We start from the raw sequence: 21344 nt of genomic DNA, 5'->3' as shown, positions 1-21344 counted from the left end.
CAGTTTTGGGTGGCGTTCACCTCGGGGTCGCCGCTCGCGCTACCCGACGCGCTCGTTCCACTGGGGTGGCCCGGTCGAATGCTCGCTCGGCCGACCGGCTCGGCAGCCCGAACGGCCCGCACGCGAGGTGCCCAGTCGCCTGAACCGACCGGGCACCCGAGGTGAACTGTCAGCTGAGGCGCTCCAGGACCATCGCCATGCCCTGGCCGCCGCCGACGCACATCGTCTCCAGGCCCCACTGCTTGTCGTGGTGCTGCAACGAATTGATGAGCGTCGACGTGATCCGGGCACCCGTCATGCCGAACGGGTGGCCGATGGCGATCGCGCCGCCGTTGACGTTCAGCTTGTCCAGGTCGATGCCCAGGTCCTTGTACGACGGGATGACCTGCGCCGCGAATGCCTCGTTGATCTCCACCAGGTCGATGTCGCCGATCGTCTTCCCCGCCTTCGCGAGCGCTTTCTTCGACGCCTCCACCGGGCCGTAACCCATGATCTCCGGCGAAAGCCCGGAGACGCCGGTGGACACCACGCGCGCGAGCGGGGTGAGGCCCAGTTCCTTCGCCTTGGTGTCGGACATGATCACCAGTGCGGCGGCTCCGTCGTTGAGCGGGCAGCAGTTGCCGGCGGTGACGCGGCCATCGGGCCGGAAGACCGGCTTCAGCCCGGACACGCCTTCCAGCGTCACGCCGGCGCGAGGCCCGTCGTCCTTGGCGACCACCGTGCCGTCGGGCAGTGTCACCGGGGTGATGTCCTTGGCCCAGAAGCCATCCGCGATGGCCTTCTCGGCCAGGTTCTGCGAGCGGACACCGAACTCGTCCATCTCCTCACGGGACACTTTCTTCAACCGCGCGAGGTTCTCGGCGGTCTGGCCCATCGCGATGTAGACGTCCGGGATCTTGCCGTCCTCGCGCGGGTCGGTCCACGTGTCCGAACCCTCGGTGGCGGTCTGCACCGTCCGGGCCTCGGCCTCGGCGAAGAGCGGGTTGTGCGTGTCGGGCCACGAGTCCGAGCTGCCCTTGCCGAACCGGGAAACGGTCTCGACCCCGGCGGAGATGAACACGTCACCCTCGCCGGCCTTGATGGCGTGCAGGGCCATCCGCGTGGTCTGCAGGCTCGACGAGCAGTACCGCGTGATGGTGCATCCCGGCAGGTGGTCGTACCCCAGCTCCACCGCCACCGCGCGGCCCATGTTGAACCCGGACTCGCCACCCGGCAGGCCGCAGCCCAGCATCAGGTCGTCGATGTCCTTCGGATCCAGCTGCGGGACCTTGTCCAACGCGGCCCGGACCATCTGCACGGCCAGATCGTCCGGGCGCAGGTCCACGAGCGAGCCCTTGTTCGCACGCCCGATGGGCGAGCGGGCTGTCGACACGATCACGGCTTCGGGCATGGCAGGACACTCCTTCGGGTCAAGCTAAGCGGGTGCTTACCTACATCCTGCACTGCCGGGCGCGCTGGGCAAACCAGAAGGCGACGTGAACCACCGCGCCGACCGTTTAGGCTGACCGGGTGGAATACGTGGAGCATGTCGTCGACCTCGTGGGCAACACCCCGCTGGTCAAGCTGAACGCGCTGACCGAGGGCCTGCAGCCGCTCGTGCTGGCCAAGGTGGAGTACCTCAACCCGGGCGGCAGCGTGAAGGACCGCATCGCGCTGCGCATGGTCGAGGCCGCCGAGGCTTCGGGTCGGCTCCGCCCCGGCGGCACGATCGTCGAGCCGACCTCCGGCAACACCGGCGTCGGGCTCGCGATGGTGGCGCAGCGCAGGGGCTACCAGTGCGTGTTCGTCTGCCCGGACAAGGTCAGCGAGGACAAACGCAACGTGCTCAAGGCCTATGGCGCCCGCGTGGTGGTCTGCCCGACCGCGGTGCCGCCGGAGCATCCGGACTCCTACTACTCCGTGTCCGACCGGCTCGTCGAAGAGATCGACGGCGCCTGGAAACCCAACCAGTACGCCAACCCGGAGAACCCAGCCAGCCACTACCACTCCACTGGTCCCGAGCTGTGGCGGCAGACCGAAGGCAAGATCACGCACTTCGTCGCGGGCGTCGGCACCGGTGGCACGATCTCCGGCACCGGCCGGTACCTCAAAGAGGTCTCCGACGGCAGGGTCAGCGTGGTCGGGGCGGACCCGGAGGGCTCCGTCTACTCCGGCGGCTCGGGCCGTCCGTACCTGGTCGAGGGCGTCGGTGAGGACTTCTGGCCGGAAACCTACGACCAGTCGGTCGCCGACGAGATCATCGCGATCTCCGATGCCGAATCGTTCGACATCACCCGCAGGCTCGCGCTCGAGGAGGGCCTGCTGGTCGGCGGCTCCTGCGGGATGGCCGTCGCGGCGGCGCTGAAGCTGGCGAAACGGCTCGGCCCGGACGACGTGGTCGTGGTGCTGCTGCCCGACGGCGGTCGCGGCTATCTGGGCAAGGTGTTCAACGACCAGTGGATGTCGTCGTTCGGCTTCCTCTCGCCGGATCGCTCGGGCGCCACTGTCGGCGACGTGCTCAGGGCGAAGACCGGTGCGCTGCCGGACCTGGTGCACACGCACCCCAACGAGACCGTCGCCGAAGCGGTCGCGATCCTGTCCGAGTTCAACGTCAGTCAGATGCCCGTGGTCAGCGCGGAACCGCCGGTGATGGCGGCCGAGGTGGTGGGCGCGGTCATCGAGCGGGACCTGCTGGAGGCCCTGTTCACCGGCAAGGCGCACCTGGCCGACCGGCTTGACCTGCACATGTCGCCGCCGTTGCCGACGATCGGCGCCAGCGAACAGGTGAGTTCGGCGATGGCCGCGCTCTCCGGAGCCGACGGCGCGCTCGTGCTGCTGGACGGCAAACCGGCCGGCGTCGTGACCCGCCACGATCTCCTGGGTTTCCTCGCCGGGCGCCGGGGGTAGACTTATCGCCCTTTTCGTTCGGGGCGTTACGAGCGTCGGCAGGCGCCATCCGATAGCGTGTGCCGCCAGTAGACAAATTTTTGTCCTCAAACAGTCCTCATCAAGGGGGGTTCAAGACCCGCATGAGCGCTCCGCAGCCGCCGAATCAGCCCTGGGGTGGCGGACAGTCGCCGCAGGAGCCGTCGAGCGGCCCTCAGCAGCAAGACAGTCCGTTCGGCTCGTCCGAGCCGACCCAGGTGGTGCAACCAGGCCAGCCGCAGCCCGGCGGTCAGTTCGGGGAGTCCTCCGAACCGACCCAGGTGGTGCAGCCGGGCCAGCCCGGCGAGCAGGGTGGGTCCGGCGCGACCCAGGCCGGGGGCGGTGAGACCCCCGGTGCGGAGTCCACGCAACTGGTGCCTCCAGGCTCCCAGCCGCCGCCCTCCATCCCCTACGCGCCGCCGCCCAGCGCCGCCGACAACCCGGCGGCTATGGGGCAGCAGCCCCCGCCCGGCTACGGCCAGCCCGGTGGGTTCGGCCAGCAGCCGCCTCCTGGCCCATACGGCCAGCCGCAGCCCCCGCAGGGCTACGGCGTGCCGGGTGGTCAGCCCGGTGGTTTCGGCGGCCCGCCGCCCGGTGCGTACGGCTCGCCGTACGGCCAGCCTGCCGGCGGTGGCGGCAACAACCAGCTGTTCGGCTGGATCGCGGCCGGGGTGGCCGCGGTCCTCGGCCTGATCGGCGCGATCCTCGCCTTCACGTTGATGGGCGACCTCGGCGGCTCGGGCGGCAGTGGCGGCAGCTACGACTCGTGCGTGCAGCAGATGCAGCAGTACGGCCAGAGCTCCAGCTTCTGCGACGCCTACAAGGACGCGGACAGCCTGACCACGCGCGCGTGGATCTACGTAGTCGTCATCACGGTCGCCGCACTCGCGGCGGTCGGTGGCGGTGTGCTGCTGTTCCTGAAGAACAAGATCGCCACGTGGCTGCTCGTCGGCAGCGGTGCGCTGCTGCTGATCTTCTCGATCGTCTTCCTCGCGGACCTCGGCAACCTGACCCGCGTGGTGTTCGAGCTGATCTTCGGCATTCTGATCGGCGCGATCGGTGCGCTCGGGCTCATCCCGGCGACGCGGCAGTTCGTTGGTCTCGGCGGTGGCCCCTCGGCAGGCCCCGGTGGTTTCGGTGGCCCGCCCAGCGGCGGGTTCGGCCAGCCCGGTGGCTTCGGCCAGCCTGGTCCGTACGGCCCGCCGAGTGGTGGCTTCGGCCAGCCCGGCCCGTACGGGCAGCCCCCGCAGCAGCCCGGCGGTCCGACGCCGACCAGCGGTGGGTTCCCGCAGCCCGGCTACGGCCAGCCGGGGCAGCCTGGCGGTTACGGGCAGCCCCCGCAGCAGCCGGGTGGTTACGGGCAGCCTGGCCCTTACGGCCAGCCGCCCCAGCAGCCCGGTCAGCCGCCGCAGTGGTGACCAGCTGAACCACCTCGATGCCCCCGGTCGGAAGACCGGGGGCATCGTGTTTTTTCGGTTTCGGAAACCATGTCCGGAATGCTCCCGCCGCCGCTAAAGTGTGCGCACCAGCGTCGCGCTCGCCATCTGGGGGCACAGTGACCAACCCACTCGGCCGTCCCGCAGCAGAGCGCCGGCCCACTGGCGCGACGGCGATCCTGGCCGGGCTGGCCGGTCTGGCGCTCGCCGGTGCACTCGGCTACTTCCCGGTGAAGACGTTCATCGACTTCGGGATCGACGACCTGCCGGGCGACGCGAAGATCGTGTTCGGGCTGTATCTCGGTGCCGCATTGCTGCTGTTGATCGGTGCGCTGGTCACCTTCTTCCGCGCGGTCGCGGGCGCGGTGCTGCTGCTCATCGGCGGGCTCGCGGCCATCGGAGCGGTGGTGGCCGAACCGTTGCTGCTCTATCCCGGGCAGTTCTCGCAGTTCTTCAGAGCCGTGGCCCGGTTCGAACTCGACGACGCGTGGGTGCGGGTGGTGGCGGCGGCCGGTGGTTTCGTGGTGGTCGTGCTTTCCTTGCTGCCGGCGACTTTCCGCTATCTGCGGCACCGGCCGGCGGAGTTGAGCTACCCGGTTCAGGCCTACCCGCCGCAAAGCGGGCCACCGCCGACCTGGTAGGTCATTGACCATGCCTTTACAGTCCTCCCGCGGAGGCGGCACCGGAATCCCCGCCGCCGTGCTTGCGTTACTCGGCGGGATTTTCCACCTCATCGGCGTCGCCGGTGGTGCGGTGATGCTGGCAGGCGACGACGACCTCGGGCGTGCGCTGCTGACCTTCCTGCTGCACGTGATCGTCGCCGGAACATTGATCACCGGCGGGGTGGGGCTGATTCTCGCCAAACGGTTCGGGCGGGTGTTCACCGTCGCCGGGGCGGTCCTCGCGTTGCTGCTCTACCTGTCGGTGCTGGTCCTGGGCTCGTTCGGGGTGTATTTCCTCGGCCTGGCGGACAAGACGATCCCGGTGGGCTATACCGCGCTGCTGTGCGTGCCCGCCGTCGTCACCCTCGTGCTGGCCAGTGTCCGGCCGACCGCACGATGGGTGACCAGCGGCTGGTCGTAGCCTGGTCCCATGACACACGACACCTCCGGTTTCGGCTTCGAGACCCGCGCGATTCACGCTGGTCAGGAGCCAGATCCGCGCACCGGCGCCGTCATCGTGCCGATTTACCAGACTTCGACCTACGCGCAGGACGGTGTCGGCGGCACCCGTGAGGGTGACTACGAGTACTCGCGCACCGCGAACCCGACGCGCACCGCGCTCGAACAGCAGCTCGCCGCGCTGGAAGGCGCCCGGCATGGGCTGACGTTCGCGTCCGGCATGGCCGCGACCGACGCCCTGCTCCGGTCGACGCTGCGCCCCGGCGACCATCTGGTGCTCGGCAACGACGCCTACGGCGGCACCTTCCGGCTCATCGACAAGGTGCTCAGCCAGTGGGGTGTCGGCTACACCGTGGCCGACCTCGCCGACGTGGACGCGGTGCGGGCCGCGGTCCGGCCGGAGACCAAGCTGATCTGGTGTGAGACCCCGAGCAACCCGCTGCTCGGCATCGCCGACATCCCCGCGCTGGCCGGGGTGGCGCACGGCGCGAACGCACGACTGGTCGTGGACAACACGTTCGCGACGCCGTACCTGCAGACTCCGCTGGCGCTCGGTGCGGACATCGTCGTGCACTCGACCACGAAGTACCTCGGCGGACACTCCGATGTGGTCGGTGGCGCGGTGCTGACCAATGAGGACGAACTGCGGGAGCAGCTGTTCTTCCTGCGCAACGCCGCCGGCGCGGTGCCGGGCCCGTTCGACGCGTGGCTGACGCTGCGTGGGGCGAAGACGCTGGCCGTGCGCATGGAGCGGCACTGCGACAACGCGGAGCGGGTCGTGGAGGCGCTGGCCGCGCATCCGAAGGTCGCGCAGGTCTACTACCCGGGCCTGGCCGAGCACCCCGGGCACGAGGTGGCCGCGAAGCAGATGCGGCGGTTCGGCGGCATGGTCTCGTTCCGGCATGTGGACGGGGAGCAGGCGGCGCTGGACGTTTCGGCCCGGACGTCGCTGTTCATCCTGGCCGAGTCGCTGGGCGGGATCGAGTCGCTGATCGAGCATCCCGGCCGGATGACGCACGCGAGCACGGCCGGTTCGATGCTGCAGGTGCCTGCCGATCTGCTGCGGCTCTCGGTGGGGATCGAGGACAGCCGCGACCTGATCGAGGACCTGCGGAAGGCGTTGGGCTAGGGCCGGTAGTTGTCGTCGGCGATCTCACCGGAGGAACCGGTGGAGTGGGTCTGCGTGCGCAGCTGGGCGAGTTCCGTGCTGTCCACGCAGCCACCCACGAGTTCGACGTGATTGTCGTGGCGGATGTACTGCGCGGGGTCACCGCAGGTGGCCCTGTCGACCGTGTAGAACGCGGCGCCTGTCAACGCCAGGGCCGAGGTGACCGCCGCGATGATGGGCAGGATCCCGGCCGAACGAAGGGCGCGCCGGCTGTCGCCGTCGGCCGTACCGCTCCGGCTTCGCATGGTTACTCCCTGACTCCCGGTCCTGACCGCGTCCAGGGTACCCAAAGCGGTCCGGCCGGGGTGGCATGATCCCGGTTATGGCATTGGTGACCCTGGACCGGATCAACGAGGCGCGTGCGCTCCTCGAAGGGATAGTCCGGGTCACCCCGATGGAACACGCACGGGATCTGGAAAAGGTTCACGGAACCCCGGTTTATCTCAAATGCGAGAACCTGCAGCGCACCGGTTCCTTCAAGATTCGTGGCGCGTACACGAGGATCCACGGGCTTAGCGCGGCCGAACGGGAGCGCGGGGTCGTGGCGGCGAGCGCGGGTAATCACGCGCAGGGTGTCGCGCTGGCCGCGTCGTTGCTCGGCATCAAGTCGACGGTGTTCATGCCGACGCGGGCGCCGTTGCCGAAGCTGGCGGCCACCCGCGGGTACGGCGCGGATGTGCATCTGCACGGCGATGTTTTCGACGAGACGCTGGCGGAGGCGATCGCGTTCGCCGAGCGGACCGGTGCGGTGTTCATCCATCCTTTCGACCACGAGGACGTGATCGCCGGGCAGGGCACGGTCGGGCTGGAGCTGCTGGAGCAGGTGCCCGACGCCGCCACGGTGCTGGTGCCCGCGGGCGGTGCCGGGCTGGTCACCGGGGTCGGGACGGTGGTCAAGGCGCTGCGGCCGGAGGCGCGGGTGGTCGCGGTGCAGGCCGAGGGCGCTGCGTCGCTGCGGTTGTCGCTGGCAGAGGGCAGGCCGACGCGCGTGCACAATCCGTCCACGATGGCCGACGGGATCGCCGTCGGACAGCCGGGGCCGGTGACGTTCGCGCACGTCGAGGCGCTGGTGGACGACGTGGTGACCGTTTCGGAGGAGTCGCTCTCCCGCGCCGTCCTGCTCTGCCTGGAACGGCGGAAGCTCGTTGTGGAGCCGGCCGGTGCGGCCGCGGTCGCCGCGCTGTTGCAGCATCAGGACGCTTTCGAGGGCCCGATCGTCGGGATCCTGTCCGGTGGCAACGTGGATCCCTTGCTGCTGTTGCAGATCATCCAGCACGGTATGACCGCCGGCGGGCGTTACCTGGCCTTGCGCCTGCGGGTGCCGGACCGGCCGGGCGTGCTCGCTTCGGTGCTGTCGCGGATCAGCGAGCTGGGTGCGAACGTGCTGGACGTGGAGCATTCGCGGATTTCCGGTGCGCTGGCGCTGGGCGAGGTCGAGCTGGCGCTGAACCTCGAGACCCGCGGGCTGGAGCACTGCGCGGAGGTTTCCACCGAACTGCAGCGCGCCGGGTACACCCTGGTCCGCGAGCACACGGTGTAGGAGGTGGACGCCCTGGATTCGCTTGATGCCCGGCTGTTGCTGCTGTTGACCGATGCGCCCCGGCTCGGCGTGCTCGAATGCGCCCGCCGGCTCGGCGTCGCGCGCGGGACCGTGCAGGCGCGGTTGGACAGATTGAACGAGCAGGGTGTGCTCGGTGGCTTCCCGCCGGAGCTGGACATGGCGGCGATGGGCTACGGGCTCACCGCGTTCGCCGTGCTGGAGATCGCGCAGGGCAGCAGGCGTGAGGTGGCCGATGGGCTGGCCGCGATCGACCAGGTCTGCGAGGCGCACGCGACCACCGGTCAGGGCGATCTGTTCGTGCGCCTTGTCGCGCGTGACCACGAGGATCTGCAGCAGGTGATCGACCAGGTGGTCGGGCTGCCAGGAGTGTTGCGCACCAACACTTCCCTCGCCTTGACCACGCCGATCCCGCCGCGGGTGCGCCCGCTGCTGGAGCGGATCGCCTACGACGACACGAAATCCAGGTAGCGTTTCGCCGAGCGCTGCACGACCTCGTGCCCGTCCGTGCGCACGATCGAGTCCCACCAGGCGCTGTAGATGGCTTCGAACTCGTACCCGGCAAGGATTTCCGCCGCGCGGCGAACCACCGATGGGCGTTCCGGGATCAGGTTCGGGTAGCTGTACATGAAGCTGACGAACTTGCGGTCCGGGATCACCTTGACGATGTCGCCGGAAAGCAGCGCGCCCTTTCCGTTTTCACCTTCGGGCCAGTGCAGCACCGTGCCACCCGGGAAGTGCACGCCGAGGTTGATCAATGTCAGGTCCTTGGCGACCTGCTTCGTCTCGCCGCTCCACCATTCGACCGAGGACTCGGGGCGGCCGAGCCATTCCCGGTCCTTCTCGTGCAGGTAGACCGGGACATCGAAGGCATGCGCCCACTCGACGACCGTTGAGTAGAAATGCGGGTGGCTGATCGAAATACCGGTGAGCCCGCCCAGTTCGTTGATCTTCGCGACGATTTCGTCGTCGAGACAGGCGAAGCAGTCCCACAGGAAATTTCCGGATCGGGCGGAGACCAGCAGGGCTCTTTGCCCGATGGCGAACGCCGGCTCGCAGCCGACACCGAGCACGCCCGGGCCTTCTTCTCGAAGCAGGCCGGTGTGGTTGGCGCGGAGCGTGTCCAGATCGGTCCACTGCTGGCCGGACAGCGGCACGTACTGGCGCTCGTCCTCGCAGATCGGGCAGTCGGACCTGGGCGCGGCGTATTGCATCCCGCAGGTGGCGCAGATCGGCAGGGAATTCATCAGCCAACGCTAGCGCGAGGCCGGGCACGCAGCGGGCTTCGCCGTGACCGGGAAGCCCGCTGCCGTGAGCTCAGCCCTTGTAGGGCACAGCCTTCACGAGGGTGACCTTCTGGCTGCTGCCGTTGGGCAGGTCGTACTCGCGCGACTCGCCCTCCTTCGCGCCGAGCAGGGCCTTGCCCAGCGGCGATTCGGGGGAGTACACGTCGAGCTCGCCCTCGGCGCCCTCTTCGCGAGTGGCGAGCAGGAACTGCTCGTCCTCGTCGTCACCGTCGTAGCGGACGGTGAGCACCTTGCCGGGCTCCGCGGTGCCGTCGTTGGCGGGGGCCTCCCCGACCTTGGCGGAACGGAGCAGCTCCTGCAGGTGGCGGATGCGCGCCTCGGCCTGGCCCTGCTCCTCACGGGCGGCGTGGTAGCCCCCGTTTTCCTTGAGGTCGCCCTCTTCCCGGCTGTCGTTGATCCTCGCGGCGATGACCGGACGATTCTCGATCAGCTCGTCGAGCTCGTGCTTGAGCCTGTCGAAGGCTTCCTGGGTCAGCCAGGTCACCTGGGTGTCGCTCACGGCCACCATCTCCTCGTCGTGCCTGCCGGGCATGGGTATACAAGCCGGCGGCCCCACTGGCTGGCAGCCAGCGAGGCTGAGATAAAGGAAAAACACGGCCCGCTTGGGCCGTGCCGGTAGACCAGGATAGCACGCAGAGCGTCACGGAGGCCGCCCGTTTTGGCGGTCTCCGGACACTGGGCGCGGGATTCACCCCGTTGGCCGCTAGCTACTTGACAAATATGTTGGTACGTCGTACGAGCAGCCGAACACGTCCGCGGTGACCGGTTGCCCGACGCTGCGCACGACTGTCGTCTGCTTGCTGTGGTTGTCCCCGGCCGGGATGTAGACCTCTTTGCGTCCGCTCTCCGCGCCCGAGATGTCCTGCAGTTTGACGATGCACACGCCCGGCTTCGACGGGTCGTCCCGGGTCACGTTGATGGTGACCGACATCGCGTCGCCCGGCTGCTCCTCGAAACCGACCCGGTCGGCCGTGATCGGCGCGGGCCCCAGGTTGAGATAGGCGACCCATGCCACGACCAAGCCGGCCACCAGCCCGAGCGCTGTCCACACCCAGCGCCGCCAACGGCTGGACGTGCGGTCACGCGCCGTGCCGTAACGGCCCTCCGGCAGCGCGCGTGTGCTCAAAGCCGGGCCTCCTGATCGGTCTTGTCGTACCCCCGGGGACAATGGGGTCAGAGTCGAGTATCCGTCAGGCGTGGAATAGCGGTGCAGAAGGGGTCGTTGCAGGCATGGTGGGATCTGACGAACGGACAGTCGAGCCATCCTCGCGCCTCCGTCTGCTGGCGGTGCACGCCCATCCGGACGACGAGTCGAGCAAGGGTGCGGCGACGATGGCGAAGTACGTCGCCGAGGGTGCCGAGGTCATGGTGGTCAGCTGCACCGGTGGCGAAGCCGGCAGCGTGCTGAACCCGGCGATGGACAAGCCCGAGGTCCGGGCGAACATGAGCGAGATCCGGCGCGAGGAGATGGCGCGCGCCGCGAAGATCCTCGGTATCAAGCACCACTGGCTTGGCTTCGTCGACTCCGGGCTGCCCGAGGGTGACCCGCTGCCGCCGCTGCCGGAGGGCTGCTTCGCGGTGGTGCCGCTGGAGGAGCCGGTGGGCGAGCTGGTGAAGGTCATCCGCGAGTTCCGGCCGCACGTGGTGCTCACGTACGACGAAAACGGCGGTTACCCGCACCCGGATCACATCCGCTGCCACGAGGTTTCGGTCGCGGCTTTCGACGCTGCTGCCGAGCCGGAGCGCTTCCCGGAAGCGGGCGAGCCGTGGCAGCCGCTGAAGCTGTACTACATGCACGGTTTCTCGCGGGCGAGGATGCAGCTGTTCCACGACGCGCTGACCGAGGCCGGGCTGGACTCCCCGTATGCCGAGTGGCTGGACAAGTGGGATCCTGACCGTGCCGACGTGATGGAGCGGGTGACCACGCAGGTCGACTGTGGCGACTACTTCGAGGTCCGGGACGAAGCGCTCAAGGCGCACGCCACCCAGATCGACCCGAACAGCCGCTGGTTCGCCGTCCCGCTGGACCTCCAGCGGCAGATCTGGCCGACCGAGGAGTACGAGCTGGTCCGCTCCCTTGTCGACAGCACGTTGCCGGAGGACGATTTGTTCGCCGGGGTGAGGGAGAAGGTGACGGCATGAGTTTCGTGCTGCCAGTGGCGGCGCCGGTCGCGACGACCGCGCTGGTGCTGGCGCAGCAGCCGGGCAATGGCGACAACGGCGGCCAGGGCGAGGACTTCGGCAAGTCCTCGCCGGTGGGTTTCCTGCTGCTGCTGGTGTTCCTGGTCGCGGTGGCGTTCCTGGTCCGCTCGATGACGAAGCACCTCAAGCGGGTGCCGGCGAGTTTCGATCCCGACGGCGAGCAGGCCACCGGCGGCGAGCAGCCCGAGGAGTCCGCGTCCGAGGAACCGAAGGCCGCGGCTGCCGCCAAGGAGAAGAGCGAAACCTCCTAGCGGCGCGGCCGGTTCCGTGCCGTGACACCCTGGTGTCATGGCCAATCGACTAGCCACCGCGACCAGCCCGTACCTGCTCCAGCACGCCGAGAATCCGGTGGACTGGTGGCAGTGGGGCACTGAAGCGCTCGCCGAGGCCAAGCGCCGTGACGTGCCGATCCTGCTGTCGGTCGGCTACGCGGCCTGTCACTGGTGCCATGTGATGGCACACGAGTCGTTCGAAGACGCCGAAACGGCCCGGCTGATGAACGACAACTTCGTCAACATCAAGGTCGACCGCGAGGAACGACCGGACATCGACGCCGTCTACATGACCGCCACCCAGGCGATGACCGGGCAGGGCGGCTGGCCGATGACGTGTTTTCTTACCCCGGAAGGGGAACCGTTCCACTGCGGCACCTACTACCCGCCCGAGCCGCGGCCGGGTATGCCGTCGTTCCAGCATCTGCTCGTCGCCGTCGCGCAGGCGTGGCAGGAGCGCCGTGACGAGTTGCGCGAGGGCGCAGGGCAGATCGTGGCGCATCTCGCGGAGAGCACCGGCCCGTTGCCGGAGACGGCTGTCGATGCGCAGGTGCTCGACGCGGCGGTGACGAGCCTGGCCGCGGACGCCGACCCGGTGCACGGCGGTTTCGGTGGTGCGCCGAAGTTCCCGCCGTCGATGGTGCTGGAATTCCTGCTGCGCCACCATGAGCGCACCGGTTCGGCTCAGGCGCTTTCTTTGGTGGAGGAATGCGCGTCGGCGATGTCGCGCGGCGGGATGTACGACCAGCTCGGCGGCGGGTTCGCGCGGTACTCGGTGGACGCCGCCTGGGTGGTGCCCCATTTCGAAAAGATGTTGTACGACAACGCTTTGCTGCTACGAGTGTACGCGCATCTCGCGCGGCTCAAGGAATCCGCGCACGCGTTGACGGTCGCCCGGATGACGGCCGGGTTCCTGCTCGGCGAACTGCGCACGGCTCAAGGCGGGTTCGCAGCTTCGCTCGACGCCGACACGTCCGGCGAAGAGGGCCTGACGTACGTCTGGACGCCCGGTGAGCTGCGGGAAATCCTTGGGGAGGACGGAGATTGGGCCGTCGAGCTGTTCGGGGTGACCGATTCCGGGACCTTCGAGCGGGGCACGTCGGTGCTGCAGCTGCGCACGGATCCGGACGATTCCGAACGGTTCGAACGGGTTCGCCGGCTGCTGCTCGGCGTGCGCAACCTCCGTCCGCAGCCCGGCCGCGACGACAAGGTGATCGCATCCTGGAACGGGTTGGCGATCACCGCGCTCTGCGAAGCCGGCGTCGCGTTGAACGAGCCGGAGTGGGTTGAGGCCGCGGAACGCGCCGCCGAGATGATCCTCGACCTACACCTTGTGGACGGACGCCTCCGGCGAAGCTCGCGAGACGGTCAGGTCGGCGATGCGGCGGGCGTGCTGGAGGACTACGCGTGCTTCGCGGAGGGCTTGCTCGCGTTGCACCAGGCGACCGGCGCGCAGCGTTGGCTCGACGAAGCGACGAAGCTGCTCGACACTGCGCTCGACCGCTTCGCCGTCGAAGGCACGCCTGGCGCGTACCACGACACGGCGGACGACGCGGAAGCGTTGGTGCAGCGGCCTTCCGACCCTGCTGACAACGCGAGCCCTTCGGGCGCTTCGGCGCTCGCGGCGGCGTTGGTCACGGCGTCGGTGCTCGTCGGGCCGGAGCAGTCCGCGCGGTATCGCGAGGCGGCCGAGCGTGCGGTGAGCCGGGTCGGCAAGCTCGCCACGAAGATGCCCCGCTTCGCCGGGAACTGGTTGTCCGTCGCGGAGGCGCTGCTTTCCGGTCCGATCCAAGTCGCCGTGGTCGGTCTGGACCCGGAGTCCTGGGCGGAGTTGCGGACGGCGGCGGCTCAGCTCGTGCACGGCGGTGGCGTCGTGCTCGCGGGCCAGCCGGAGACCGTGCCGTTGCTCGCCGACCGTCCGCTCGTCGAGGGTGCAGCGGCCGCCTACGTGTGCCGCGGGTACGTCTGCGATCGGCCGGTGACCAGCACCGATCAGCTCGAGGCGGTGCTGGCCCGCTAGGTTTCGCCCTCGGCAAACAGGCGTCTCGGACCGGAGGAATCGGCGTAGCGTGTGTAGCGATGTAATCATGTAATCGCGGAGGTCGGAATGCGCACGCAAGGACGAGGCTGGAAGGGACGCGGCGGCTGGCAGCAGAGCGAGGTGCCGCCCGCCGAAGACGCCGAGGGCTGGTTCACCGGACGACTGCCCGACGAATGGTTCACCAGCGCGCCGGAGATCACCGTCGACCGCGAGGAGATCCTCGTCGTCGGCGAACTGCCGGCGCTTACCGAGGAATTCACCGACGACGCGGCGCGCGCGGCCGCGGAGTCCGGCCGGATCAGCCGGTTCCGGGAGGACACCCGCGACCACCGGATCGAGATCGCGCGCCAGGCCGAGCACCGCTACCAGCGGAAGGTCGCCTGGGGCGCGCGGATCGGCGAGACCACCGAGCTGTTCACCACCCTGTCCGTGCCGGTGATGACCAGGCTGCGGCAGCCGGAACGCCGGGTGCTGGACACCCTCGTCGACTCCGGTGTCGCCCGCTCGCGGTCCGAGGCGCTGGCCTGGGCGGTCCGGCTGGTCGGTGAGCACGCCGAGGACTGGCTCGCCGAGCTGCGCACCGCGATGTCCAAAGTGGACGATCTGCGGGCGAAGGGCCCCGACCTGGGCTGAACCATGCGGCTCCCGGCCCGTTGCGCGAAACTTGGGGCATGAACCCTGAGGCGTTGACGGTCGTACTGGATGGACAGTGGGGACAGCTGCGGCGACAAGTCCGGGCGCAGCTGAGCGAGAACGCCTACGACGAGCCACGAGACCTGAGCACCGAGGACTACCGCGCCTGGGTCACCGACCAGTTGCACAAACTGGCCAAAACGGGACAACCGCGGCTGGGGTTCGCCCGTGAATACGGTGGCGGCGGGGACATCGGCGGCTCGGTCGTGTCCTTCGAGCTGCTCGGGCTCGGTGACCTTTCGCTGATGGTCAAATCCGGGGTGCAGTGGGGGCTGTTCGGTGGCGCGGTGCAGCTGCTCGGCACGAAACCGCACCACGAGCGCTACCTGCCGCGCATCATGGATCTGGAGTTGCCCGGCTGCTTCGCGATGACGGAGACCGGGCACGGCTCCGACGTGCAGCACCTGCGCACCACGGCGACGTACGACCCGGAGACGCGCCAGTTCGTCATCGACACCCCGGATCCCTCGGCCCGCAAGGACTACATCGGCAACGCCGCTCGCGACGGGCGGATGGCGGTGGTCTTCGCGCAGCTCATCACCGGCGGCGAAGGCCGTGGCGTGCACGCGTTCCTGGTGCCGATCCGCAACGAGGTCGGCGAGCCGATGCCCGGGGTGGAAATCGGCGACTGCGGGCGGAAGGCGGGGCTCAACGGCGTCGACAACGGGCGGCTGACGTTCCGTTCGGTGCGGGTGCCGCGGGATGCGCTGCTCAACCGGTACGGCGATGTCGCCGAGGACGGCACTTATTCCAGTCCGATCGAGAGCGACGGCCGGCGTTTCTTCACCATGCTGGGCACGCTGATCCGCGGTCGCATCAGCGTCGCGGGCGCGGCGACCAGCGCGACGGAGCGGGCGCTGGCCCTCGCCGTCCGGTACGGCGAGCAGCGGAGGCAGTTCAACCGGCCCGGCGACGACAACGAGGTCGTCGTACTGGATTACCGCGCGCACCAACGGAAACTGCTGCCCGCGATCGCGAAGACCTACGCGCTGCACTTCGCGCAGGAGGAGCTGGTCCGGAAACTGCACGAAATCCAGGGCGCCGACGAAGAGGTCGACGAGCGCAGCCAGCGGGAGCTGGAGTCGCGCGCGGCCGGGATCAAGGCGGTGGCCACCTGGAACGCGACGAAGTCGATCCAGACCGCGCGGGAAGCTTGTGGTGGCGCGGGATATCTCGCCGCGAACGTGCTGGCCGTGCTGAAGGCGGACACCGACGTGTTCACCACCTTCGAGGGCGACAACACCGTGCTGCTGCAACTGGTCGCGAAGGGGTTGCTGACCAACTACCGCGATCACTTCGCCGATCTGAGCCCGCTGGAGATGGCCAGGTTCGTCGCCGAGCAGGTGGTGGACACGGTGATCGAGCGGACGGCCGCGCGGAAGGTGATCGAACGGCTCGTCGACGCGGCGCCGGGTCGCGACGACGAAGGCGTGCTGTCCGACCGCGGATGGCAGGTCTCGTTGTTCGAGGATCGCGAGAAGCACGTGCTGGAAGGCGTCGCGCGCCGGCTTCGCCGTGCCGCTGAAGGGGATCCGTTCCAGGCGTTCAACGACGCGCAGGACCACGTGCTGAACGCGGCGCGTGTGCATGTCGATCGTGTTGTGCTGGAAGCGTTCGTGGCCGCCATCGAGCGATGCGAGGACGACGAGGCGCGTGCGTTGCTCAACCAGCTGTGCGATCTGTACGTGCTGTCGAACATCGAAGAGGACCGCGCCTGGTTCCTCGAACACGGCCGTATCACCGCTTCGCGCGCGAAGTCGGTGATCGCCGCGGTGAACGACCTGTGCGCGAAGCTGCGTCCGCAGGCGAGGCTGCTCGTGGACGCTTTCGCGATCCCGGAACCGTTCCTGCGCGCGGAAATGCTCGACTAGCCGGGGTCGATGGTGCTCTTGAAGTCAGGGCACTCCACGAGCGGTTCGTGCGTGCAGGTCGAGGCGTGCCGGAGGCTGTCGCGCATCCGGCAGAGGCGGAGGATGTCTGCTTCCAGCTCGTCGGCCTTCTCGGCCATGCGTTTGCGGAGTTCGGTGTCGCCCGGGGTGGCGGCGAGGAACCGCTCGATCTCGGCGATCGTGAAGCCGGCGCCGCGGGCGCACGCGATGAGCGCCAGCCGGCTCAGCACCTCGGGGCGGTAGGTGCGCCGCAATCCGTTGCGGCCGGCGGAGGAGATGAGCCCCTTCTGTTCGTAGTAGCGCAGAGCCGAGGGCGCGAGCCCGGATTTTTCGGCGATCACGGCGATATCGAGCATGTACGTCTCCGAGGCTTGACTTGAAGCGCGCTTCAAGTTGCAGGCTAGCAGCCATGAAGATTCAGCACCTCAACTGCGGCTCGGTCCGACAGATCGAAGCCACCTACGAAGGGCCGCGGCCCGCGCACGCGGTCAACCACTGTCTGCTGATCGAGACCGAGGCGGGTCTAGTGCTTGTGGAGACCGGCCTTGGTCTCGACGACGTGCGGCGCCCGGCCGACACGCTGGGTGCGGGGTGGGTCGAAAACGCGCAGCCTGTCCTGTCCGAGGAGGAAACGGCGATCCGGCAGGTCGAGCGGCTCGGCTACGCCGCGGGCGACGTCCGGCACATCGTCCTGACGCACCTGGATGTGGACCACTGCGGCGGCCTGCCGGACTTCCCGGACGCACAAGTGCACGTGCTGGCGGCAGAACTCGAGGCGGCTGTCGCCGAGGCGCCCAGCTACCGGTACCGCCCCGCGCACTGGGAGCACGGGCCGAAGTGGGTCACGTACACGCCGGACGTCAACGCGGACTGGTTCGGCTTCACGGCCGTCCCGCTCGACGGGCTGCCGGCCGATATCCGGCTCGTCCCGCTCGGCGGGCACACCGCGGGCCACGCCGGCGTGGCCGTGCGCGACGGTTCGCGATGGCTCCTGCACTGCGGCGACGCGTACTACTACCACCGCGAACTCGACACGGATCACCATCCGCACCCGTTGCTGGACCTCGTCCAGACCGGCTCGGAGATCCACCACGACCTCCGGCTCGGCACCCAGGCGCGGCTGCGGGAACTGGTGCGCGAACACGGGGACGAGGTGGTCCTGGTGAGTGCGCACGACCCGTGGGAATTGGAGCGGTACCGGTGAGCGCGGCCGGTTAATTGGTGGCCGCCGGATTCCGGCGCCGGTTCGATCGGGGCGTGATCACTCCAGCCCAGGCCGAGGCGCGCCGGTCACTTGGCGCGGGCTGGACTCGTCCGCGTTGCGGGAACTGGCTGGTCACCCGCGCGACGATCCTGGAGTGCAGCACCCTGGCACGCGCTGGAGGCGTTGGTGCGGTTGACCGAGCACTCGAAAATCGGTCGCGGGCCTACCGCGGCGAGCCCGGCTAGGCGTACATCGCCAACCAGATCGCCACGTAGTGGGAGATCGCGGCCAGCACGGTGCAGGCGTGGAAGAACTCGTGGTACCCGAAGGTTTCCGGCCAGTGGTTGGGCCAGCGGGTGCCGTAGAAGACGGCGCCGGCGGTGTAGAAGAGCCCGCCGACGAGGAGCAGCACGAGCGCGGTCACGCCGGCGTGCCGCGCCAGCTCCGGCAGCACAAAGATGGCCACCCAGCCGAGTGCGACGTAGATCGGCACGCCGAGCCAGCGCGGCGCCTTCGGCCACAGCATCTTCAGCGCCACGCCCAGCACCGCGCCGCCCCAGACGATGCCCAGGATGACGTAGCCGGTGGGCTTCGACATCGACAGCAGCGTGAACGGCGTGTACGTGCCGGCGATGAACAGGAAGATCATCGAGTGGTCCGCGCGCTTCATCCACTGGTAGGCGCGCGGGCCCCACAGCCTCCGGTGGTACAGGGCGCTCACGCCGAAAACGCCCATCACGGTCACGCCGTAGATGGCGGTGGCGAGCGCGGCCTGGCCGGACACCGTCGTGGCGGCCATCGTGACAAGCGTCGCGGCGCAGACCAGCGCACCGAAGAACGACCAGAAATGGATATGACCGCGAAGACGGGGACGGGTGTCGACCACGGGGGTCTCGCTCGCAAGGGTCACGCTTTTCAGGTTACGGGCCCGTAGGTTTTACGCCAGTCCCCGTGGCCGGAACCACCATCACACAGCGGTATGCGTACGCTTGGCCGACGTGAGTCTTCGCTCTATCGGTTCACGGATCGCCTACACCGTCTACGGTCGCCGGCTCATCCAGCAAGCAGCCGGACGTCATCCCCGGCACGTCGCGATCATGCTGGACGGCAACCGCCGCTGGGCGCGGGAAGCGGGCTTCACCGACGTGGCCGACGGGCATCGCGCCGGGGCGAAGAAGATCGCGGACTTCCTGCTGTGGTGCCGCGAGGCCGACGTCGAGGTCGTGACGTTGTGGCTGCTGTCCACGGACAACCTCGGCCGCGCGCACGACGAGATCGAGGCGTTGCTGAAGATCATCGTGGACGTGGTCGACGAACTGGCCGCGCCGGAGACCCCGTGGCGGCTGCGGATGGTGGGGGCGCTGGAGCTGCTGCCCGCCGAAATGGCGCGCAGCCTCAAGGCCGCCGCGGCGCGGACCGAGAACCGCGACGGCATGGAGGTCAACATCGCGGTCGGCTACGGCGGCCGCCAGGAGATCGCCGACGCCGTCAAGAAGCTGCTGTTGCAGCACGCCGACGAAGGCACCTCGATCCGCGAGCTGGCCAAGATCCTCGACGTGGACCACATCTCCGAGCATCTCTACACCTCGGGCCAGCCCGACCCCGATCTCATCATCCGGACCTCGGGTGAACAACGGCTTTCCGGGTTCCTGCTCTGGCAGTCCGCTCATTCGGAGTTCTGGTTCACCGAGGCGTACTGGCCCGCCTTCCGCAGGGTCGATTTCCTCCGTGCGCTGCGGGATTACGCCTGGCGGCACCGCCGATTCGGTAATTGACATCACTCTCGGTGCACGGTCGAGTGCGATGGTTCTACCGACGGTGAGATGACATCTTTGCGAATCACCTGCCTGGCTGCCTGCAAGATCGGCGATTCGAAGGTAACTTCCGAAGTGATGGACCGTGACCTTGCGGCTCATCGCGGGAGGCCCTGGACGTGGCGGTAGTTGAGGGAACGACGGCGGCGGTAGCCGTGGCGTCGTTCGCGAAACGCACGAGGGGGCCGGCACCCGGCCCTCTTGGCCGCGCTGCCTGACGCAACCGGCGTCAGCGGCTACGGACAAGCCAGGGCGGTGCCCGGCCCAGCGAGTGCGGGCGTGGTGCCACGCCCACTGAGGGAGATGCCGTCGTGACTGCGCAGCGTTCGCCCCGGAAGGCCTCGACCAGCGCGGAGGGCGCTGGAGAATCAGCGGCTGGTCCGCTACCCACCGAATCCCAGCGGCACACATATGTGCTCGACACCTCGGTCCTGCTGTCCGACCCGTGGGCGGTCACCAGATTCGCCGAGCACGCCGTGGTCCTGCCGTTGGTCGTGATCAGCGAACTGGAGGCGAAACGGCACCACCCCGAGCTGGGCTGGTTCGCGCGGGAATCCTTGCGGATGCTGGATGACCTGCGGCGGACCTACGGCAGGCTGGACGCGCCGATCCCGATCGGTGAGGACGGCGGCACCCTGCACGTCGAGCTCAACCACTCGGACCCGACAGTGTTGCCGCCCGGATTCCGGACGGACTCGAACGACCACCGGATCCTGGCCTGTGCGCTGAACCTCGCCGTGGAACGCAAGACCGTGACTTTGGTCACAAAAGACATTCCGTTGCGGGTCAAGGCCGGTGCCGTCGGGCTCGACGCCGATGAGTACCGGGCACAGGACGTGACGCCCTCGGGCTGGACCGGGATGGCCGACGTCGACGTGCCGACCGAGGCCATCGACGCACTGTTCGCCAACGGGTCGGTGGACCTCGCCGACTTCGGCCAGCCGGATCTCGGCGAATCGCCGTGCCACACCGGTGTCCGGCTGCTGTCCGGCAGTTCCAGCGCACTGGGCCGGGTCACGCCCGACAAGAAGGTGCGGCTGGTGCGTGGCGACCGCGAGGCCTTCGGGCTGCACGGCCGTTCCGCGGAACAGCGGATCGCGCTGGATCTGTTGCTGGACCCCGAGGTCGGCATCGTCTCGCTCGGCGGGCGGGCCGGCACCGGCAAGTCGGCGCTGGCGCTGTGCGCCGGCCTGGAGTCGGTGATGGAAAAGCGTGAACACCGCAAGGTCGTGGTGTTCCGCCCGGTGTACGCCGTCGGTGGGCAGGATCTCGGTTACCTGCCCGGCAACGAGAGCGAAAAGATGCAGCCCTGGGCGCAGGCGGTGTTCGACACCCTCGGCGCGCTGGTCAGCCAGGACGTACTCGACGAGGTCTTCGACCGCGGGATGCTGGAAGTCCTGCCGTTGACGCATATCCGCGGCCGTTCGCTGCATGACGCGTTCGTGATCGTGGACGAGGCGCAGTCGTTGGAGCGGAACGTGTTGCTGACTGTGCTGTCCCGGCTGGGCACGGCGTCACGGGTGGTGCTCACCCACGACGTTGCACAGCGGGACAACCTGCGGGTCGGCCGGCATGACGGCGTCTCGGCGGTGATCGAGAAGCTCAAGGGGCACCCGTTGTTCGCCCACGTCACGCTCACCCGCTCGGAGCGCTCGCCGATCGCCGCGCTGGTGACCGAAATGCTGGAGGATCACGGATAGGCCGAAGGTGTTCCCGCCCTGGGTTTCCGGGGCGG

22 protein-coding genes are annotated in these 21344 nt (G+C 68.8%); 15 read left to right on the top strand and 7 right to left on the bottom strand.

All coding sequences use genetic code 11. The features are described 5' to 3' along the window. Nucleotides 1–169 precede the first annotated feature (169 nt). A complete protein-coding gene (locus VHD82_RS17225; protein ID WP_325704220.1) occupies nucleotides 170–1390 on the bottom strand; it encodes an acetyl-CoA C-acetyltransferase in 1221 nt (406 codons plus the stop codon). Between the two features lie 119 nt (nucleotides 1391–1509). Between VHD82_RS17225 and VHD82_RS17220 the strand changes: the two genes are divergently transcribed. The 5 genes from VHD82_RS17220 to VHD82_RS17200 all read left to right on the top strand — a co-directional run bounded on the left by VHD82_RS17220 (nucleotide 1510) and on the right by VHD82_RS17200 (nucleotide 6590). Beyond that, nucleotides 1510–2886, top strand: coding sequence for a cystathionine beta-synthase (locus VHD82_RS17220; protein WP_325704217.1), 1377 nt, complete (start codon nucleotides 1510–1512; stop codon nucleotides 2884–2886). 122 nt (nucleotides 2887–3008) lie between these two features. After that, nucleotides 3009–4322 (top strand): hypothetical protein, encoded by a 1314-nt coding sequence (locus VHD82_RS17215; RefSeq protein ID WP_325704215.1) that lies wholly within the window; start codon nucleotides 3009–3011, stop codon nucleotides 4320–4322. Between the two features lie 137 nt (nucleotides 4323–4459). After that, nucleotides 4460–4981 (top strand): hypothetical protein, encoded by a 522-nt coding sequence (locus VHD82_RS17210; protein ID WP_325704212.1) that lies wholly within the window; start codon nucleotides 4460–4462, stop codon nucleotides 4979–4981. 10 nt (nucleotides 4982–4991) lie between these two features. Next, complete coding sequence (locus VHD82_RS17205; RefSeq protein ID WP_325704209.1) at nucleotides 4992–5423, top strand: hypothetical protein; 432 nt, start codon at nucleotides 4992–4994, stop codon at nucleotides 5421–5423. 9 nt (nucleotides 5424–5432) lie between these two features. After that, nucleotides 5433–6590 carry a cystathionine gamma-synthase gene (locus VHD82_RS17200; protein ID WP_325704206.1) on the top strand — a complete coding sequence of 386 codons (1158 nt, stop codon included), beginning with the start codon at nucleotides 5433–5435 and terminating at the stop codon, nucleotides 6588–6590. On the opposite strand, the gene VHD82_RS17195 is transcribed toward VHD82_RS17200, so the two are convergent. Beyond that, on the bottom strand, nucleotides 6587–6874 hold the full coding sequence (locus VHD82_RS17195) for a hypothetical protein (RefSeq protein ID WP_325704203.1): 288 nt from the start codon (nucleotides 6872–6874) through the stop codon (nucleotides 6587–6589). The genes VHD82_RS17200 and VHD82_RS17195 overlap by 4 nt on opposite strands. A gap of 77 nt (nucleotides 6875–6951) precedes the next feature. Between VHD82_RS17195 and ilvA the strand changes: the two genes are divergently transcribed. Then, entirely contained in the window at nucleotides 6952–8169 is a 1218-nt protein-coding gene (ilvA, locus tag VHD82_RS17190) for a threonine ammonia-lyase (protein WP_325704200.1), read from the top strand. Between the two features lie 12 nt (nucleotides 8170–8181). Continuing rightward, nucleotides 8182–8658 (top strand): Lrp/AsnC family transcriptional regulator, encoded by a 477-nt coding sequence (locus VHD82_RS17185; RefSeq protein ID WP_414637536.1) that lies wholly within the window; start codon nucleotides 8182–8184, stop codon nucleotides 8656–8658. On the opposite strand, the gene VHD82_RS17180 is transcribed toward VHD82_RS17185, so the two are convergent. From VHD82_RS17180 to VHD82_RS17170, 3 genes are all read right to left on the bottom strand, one after another. Beyond that, nucleotides 8634–9434, bottom strand: coding sequence for an MBL fold metallo-hydrolase (locus tag VHD82_RS17180; protein WP_325704194.1), 801 nt, complete (start codon nucleotides 9432–9434; stop codon nucleotides 8634–8636). The genes VHD82_RS17185 and VHD82_RS17180 overlap by 25 nt on opposite strands. 70 nt (nucleotides 9435–9504) lie before the next feature. Further along, nucleotides 9505–10002 carry a transcription elongation factor GreA gene (gene greA / locus VHD82_RS17175; protein ID WP_325704346.1) on the bottom strand — a complete coding sequence of 166 codons (498 nt, stop codon included), beginning with the start codon at nucleotides 10000–10002 and terminating at the stop codon, nucleotides 9505–9507. 195 nt (nucleotides 10003–10197) lie between these two features. Further along, complete coding sequence (locus VHD82_RS17170) at nucleotides 10198–10620, bottom strand: DUF4307 domain-containing protein (protein WP_325704191.1); 423 nt, start codon at nucleotides 10618–10620, stop codon at nucleotides 10198–10200. Nucleotides 10621–10724: 104 nt separating this feature from the next. On the opposite strand from VHD82_RS17170, the gene mca reads away from it, so the two are divergent. The 5 genes from mca to VHD82_RS17145 all read left to right on the top strand — a co-directional run bounded on the left by mca (nucleotide 10725) and on the right by VHD82_RS17145 (nucleotide 16573). Further along, nucleotides 10725–11636, top strand: coding sequence for a mycothiol conjugate amidase Mca (gene mca / locus VHD82_RS17165; RefSeq protein WP_325704188.1), 912 nt, complete (start codon nucleotides 10725–10727; stop codon nucleotides 11634–11636). Beyond that, nucleotides 11633–11947 carry a hypothetical protein gene (locus tag VHD82_RS17160; protein ID WP_325704185.1) on the top strand — a complete coding sequence of 105 codons (315 nt, stop codon included), beginning with the start codon at nucleotides 11633–11635 and terminating at the stop codon, nucleotides 11945–11947. Before mca ends, VHD82_RS17160 begins: the two co-directional genes overlap by 4 nt. Before the next feature lie 37 nt (nucleotides 11948–11984). Beyond that, nucleotides 11985–13988, top strand: a complete 2004-nt coding sequence (locus VHD82_RS17155; RefSeq protein ID WP_325704182.1) for a thioredoxin domain-containing protein — start codon at nucleotides 11985–11987, stop codon at nucleotides 13986–13988. Between the two features lie 87 nt (nucleotides 13989–14075). Beyond that, nucleotides 14076–14642 carry a hypothetical protein gene (locus VHD82_RS17150; protein WP_325704179.1) on the top strand — a complete coding sequence of 189 codons (567 nt, stop codon included), beginning with the start codon at nucleotides 14076–14078 and terminating at the stop codon, nucleotides 14640–14642. 38 nt (nucleotides 14643–14680) lie between these two features. Further along, the gene (locus VHD82_RS17145) at nucleotides 14681–16573 is read left to right on the top strand and encodes an acyl-CoA dehydrogenase (protein ID WP_325704176.1); all 1893 of its coding nucleotides are present in this window, start codon (nucleotides 14681–14683) and stop codon (nucleotides 16571–16573) included. On the opposite strand, the gene VHD82_RS17140 is transcribed toward VHD82_RS17145, so the two are convergent. Further along, nucleotides 16570–16947, bottom strand: a complete 378-nt coding sequence (locus VHD82_RS17140) for a MerR family transcriptional regulator (RefSeq protein ID WP_325704173.1) — start codon at nucleotides 16945–16947, stop codon at nucleotides 16570–16572. The genes VHD82_RS17145 and VHD82_RS17140 overlap by 4 nt on opposite strands. A 53-nt stretch (nucleotides 16948–17000) precedes the next feature. Between VHD82_RS17140 and VHD82_RS17135 the strand changes: the two genes are divergently transcribed. Further along, a complete protein-coding gene (locus VHD82_RS17135) occupies nucleotides 17001–17795 on the top strand; it encodes an MBL fold metallo-hydrolase (protein WP_325704170.1) in 795 nt (264 codons plus the stop codon). Between the two features lie 241 nt (nucleotides 17796–18036). Here the strand turns inward: VHD82_RS17135 and trhA are convergent, their stop codons facing one another. Next, the gene (trhA, locus tag VHD82_RS17130; RefSeq protein WP_325704167.1) at nucleotides 18037–18705 is read right to left on the bottom strand and encodes a PAQR family membrane homeostasis protein TrhA; all 669 of its coding nucleotides are present in this window, start codon (nucleotides 18703–18705) and stop codon (nucleotides 18037–18039) included. An 88-nt stretch (nucleotides 18706–18793) separates the two neighbouring features. On the opposite strand from trhA, the gene VHD82_RS17125 reads away from it, so the two are divergent. Together VHD82_RS17125 and VHD82_RS17120 are read left to right on the top strand one after the other, a co-directional pair. Further along, nucleotides 18794–19570 carry an isoprenyl transferase gene (locus tag VHD82_RS17125; RefSeq protein WP_325704164.1) on the top strand — a complete coding sequence of 259 codons (777 nt, stop codon included), beginning with the start codon at nucleotides 18794–18796 and terminating at the stop codon, nucleotides 19568–19570. Between the two features lie 452 nt (nucleotides 19571–20022). Then, nucleotides 20023–21309 carry a PhoH family protein gene (locus VHD82_RS17120; RefSeq protein ID WP_325704343.1) on the top strand — a complete coding sequence of 429 codons (1287 nt, stop codon included), beginning with the start codon at nucleotides 20023–20025 and terminating at the stop codon, nucleotides 21307–21309. Nucleotides 21310–21344 lie beyond the last annotated feature (35 nt).

The organism is Amycolatopsis sp. (genome assembly GCF_035546795.1).
GTDB lineage: Bacteria > Actinomycetota > Actinomycetes > Mycobacteriales > Pseudonocardiaceae > Amycolatopsis_E.
The sequence above is the reverse complement of the archived record's forward strand: the minus strand, read 5'-3'. Positions and strand labels throughout refer to the sequence as shown.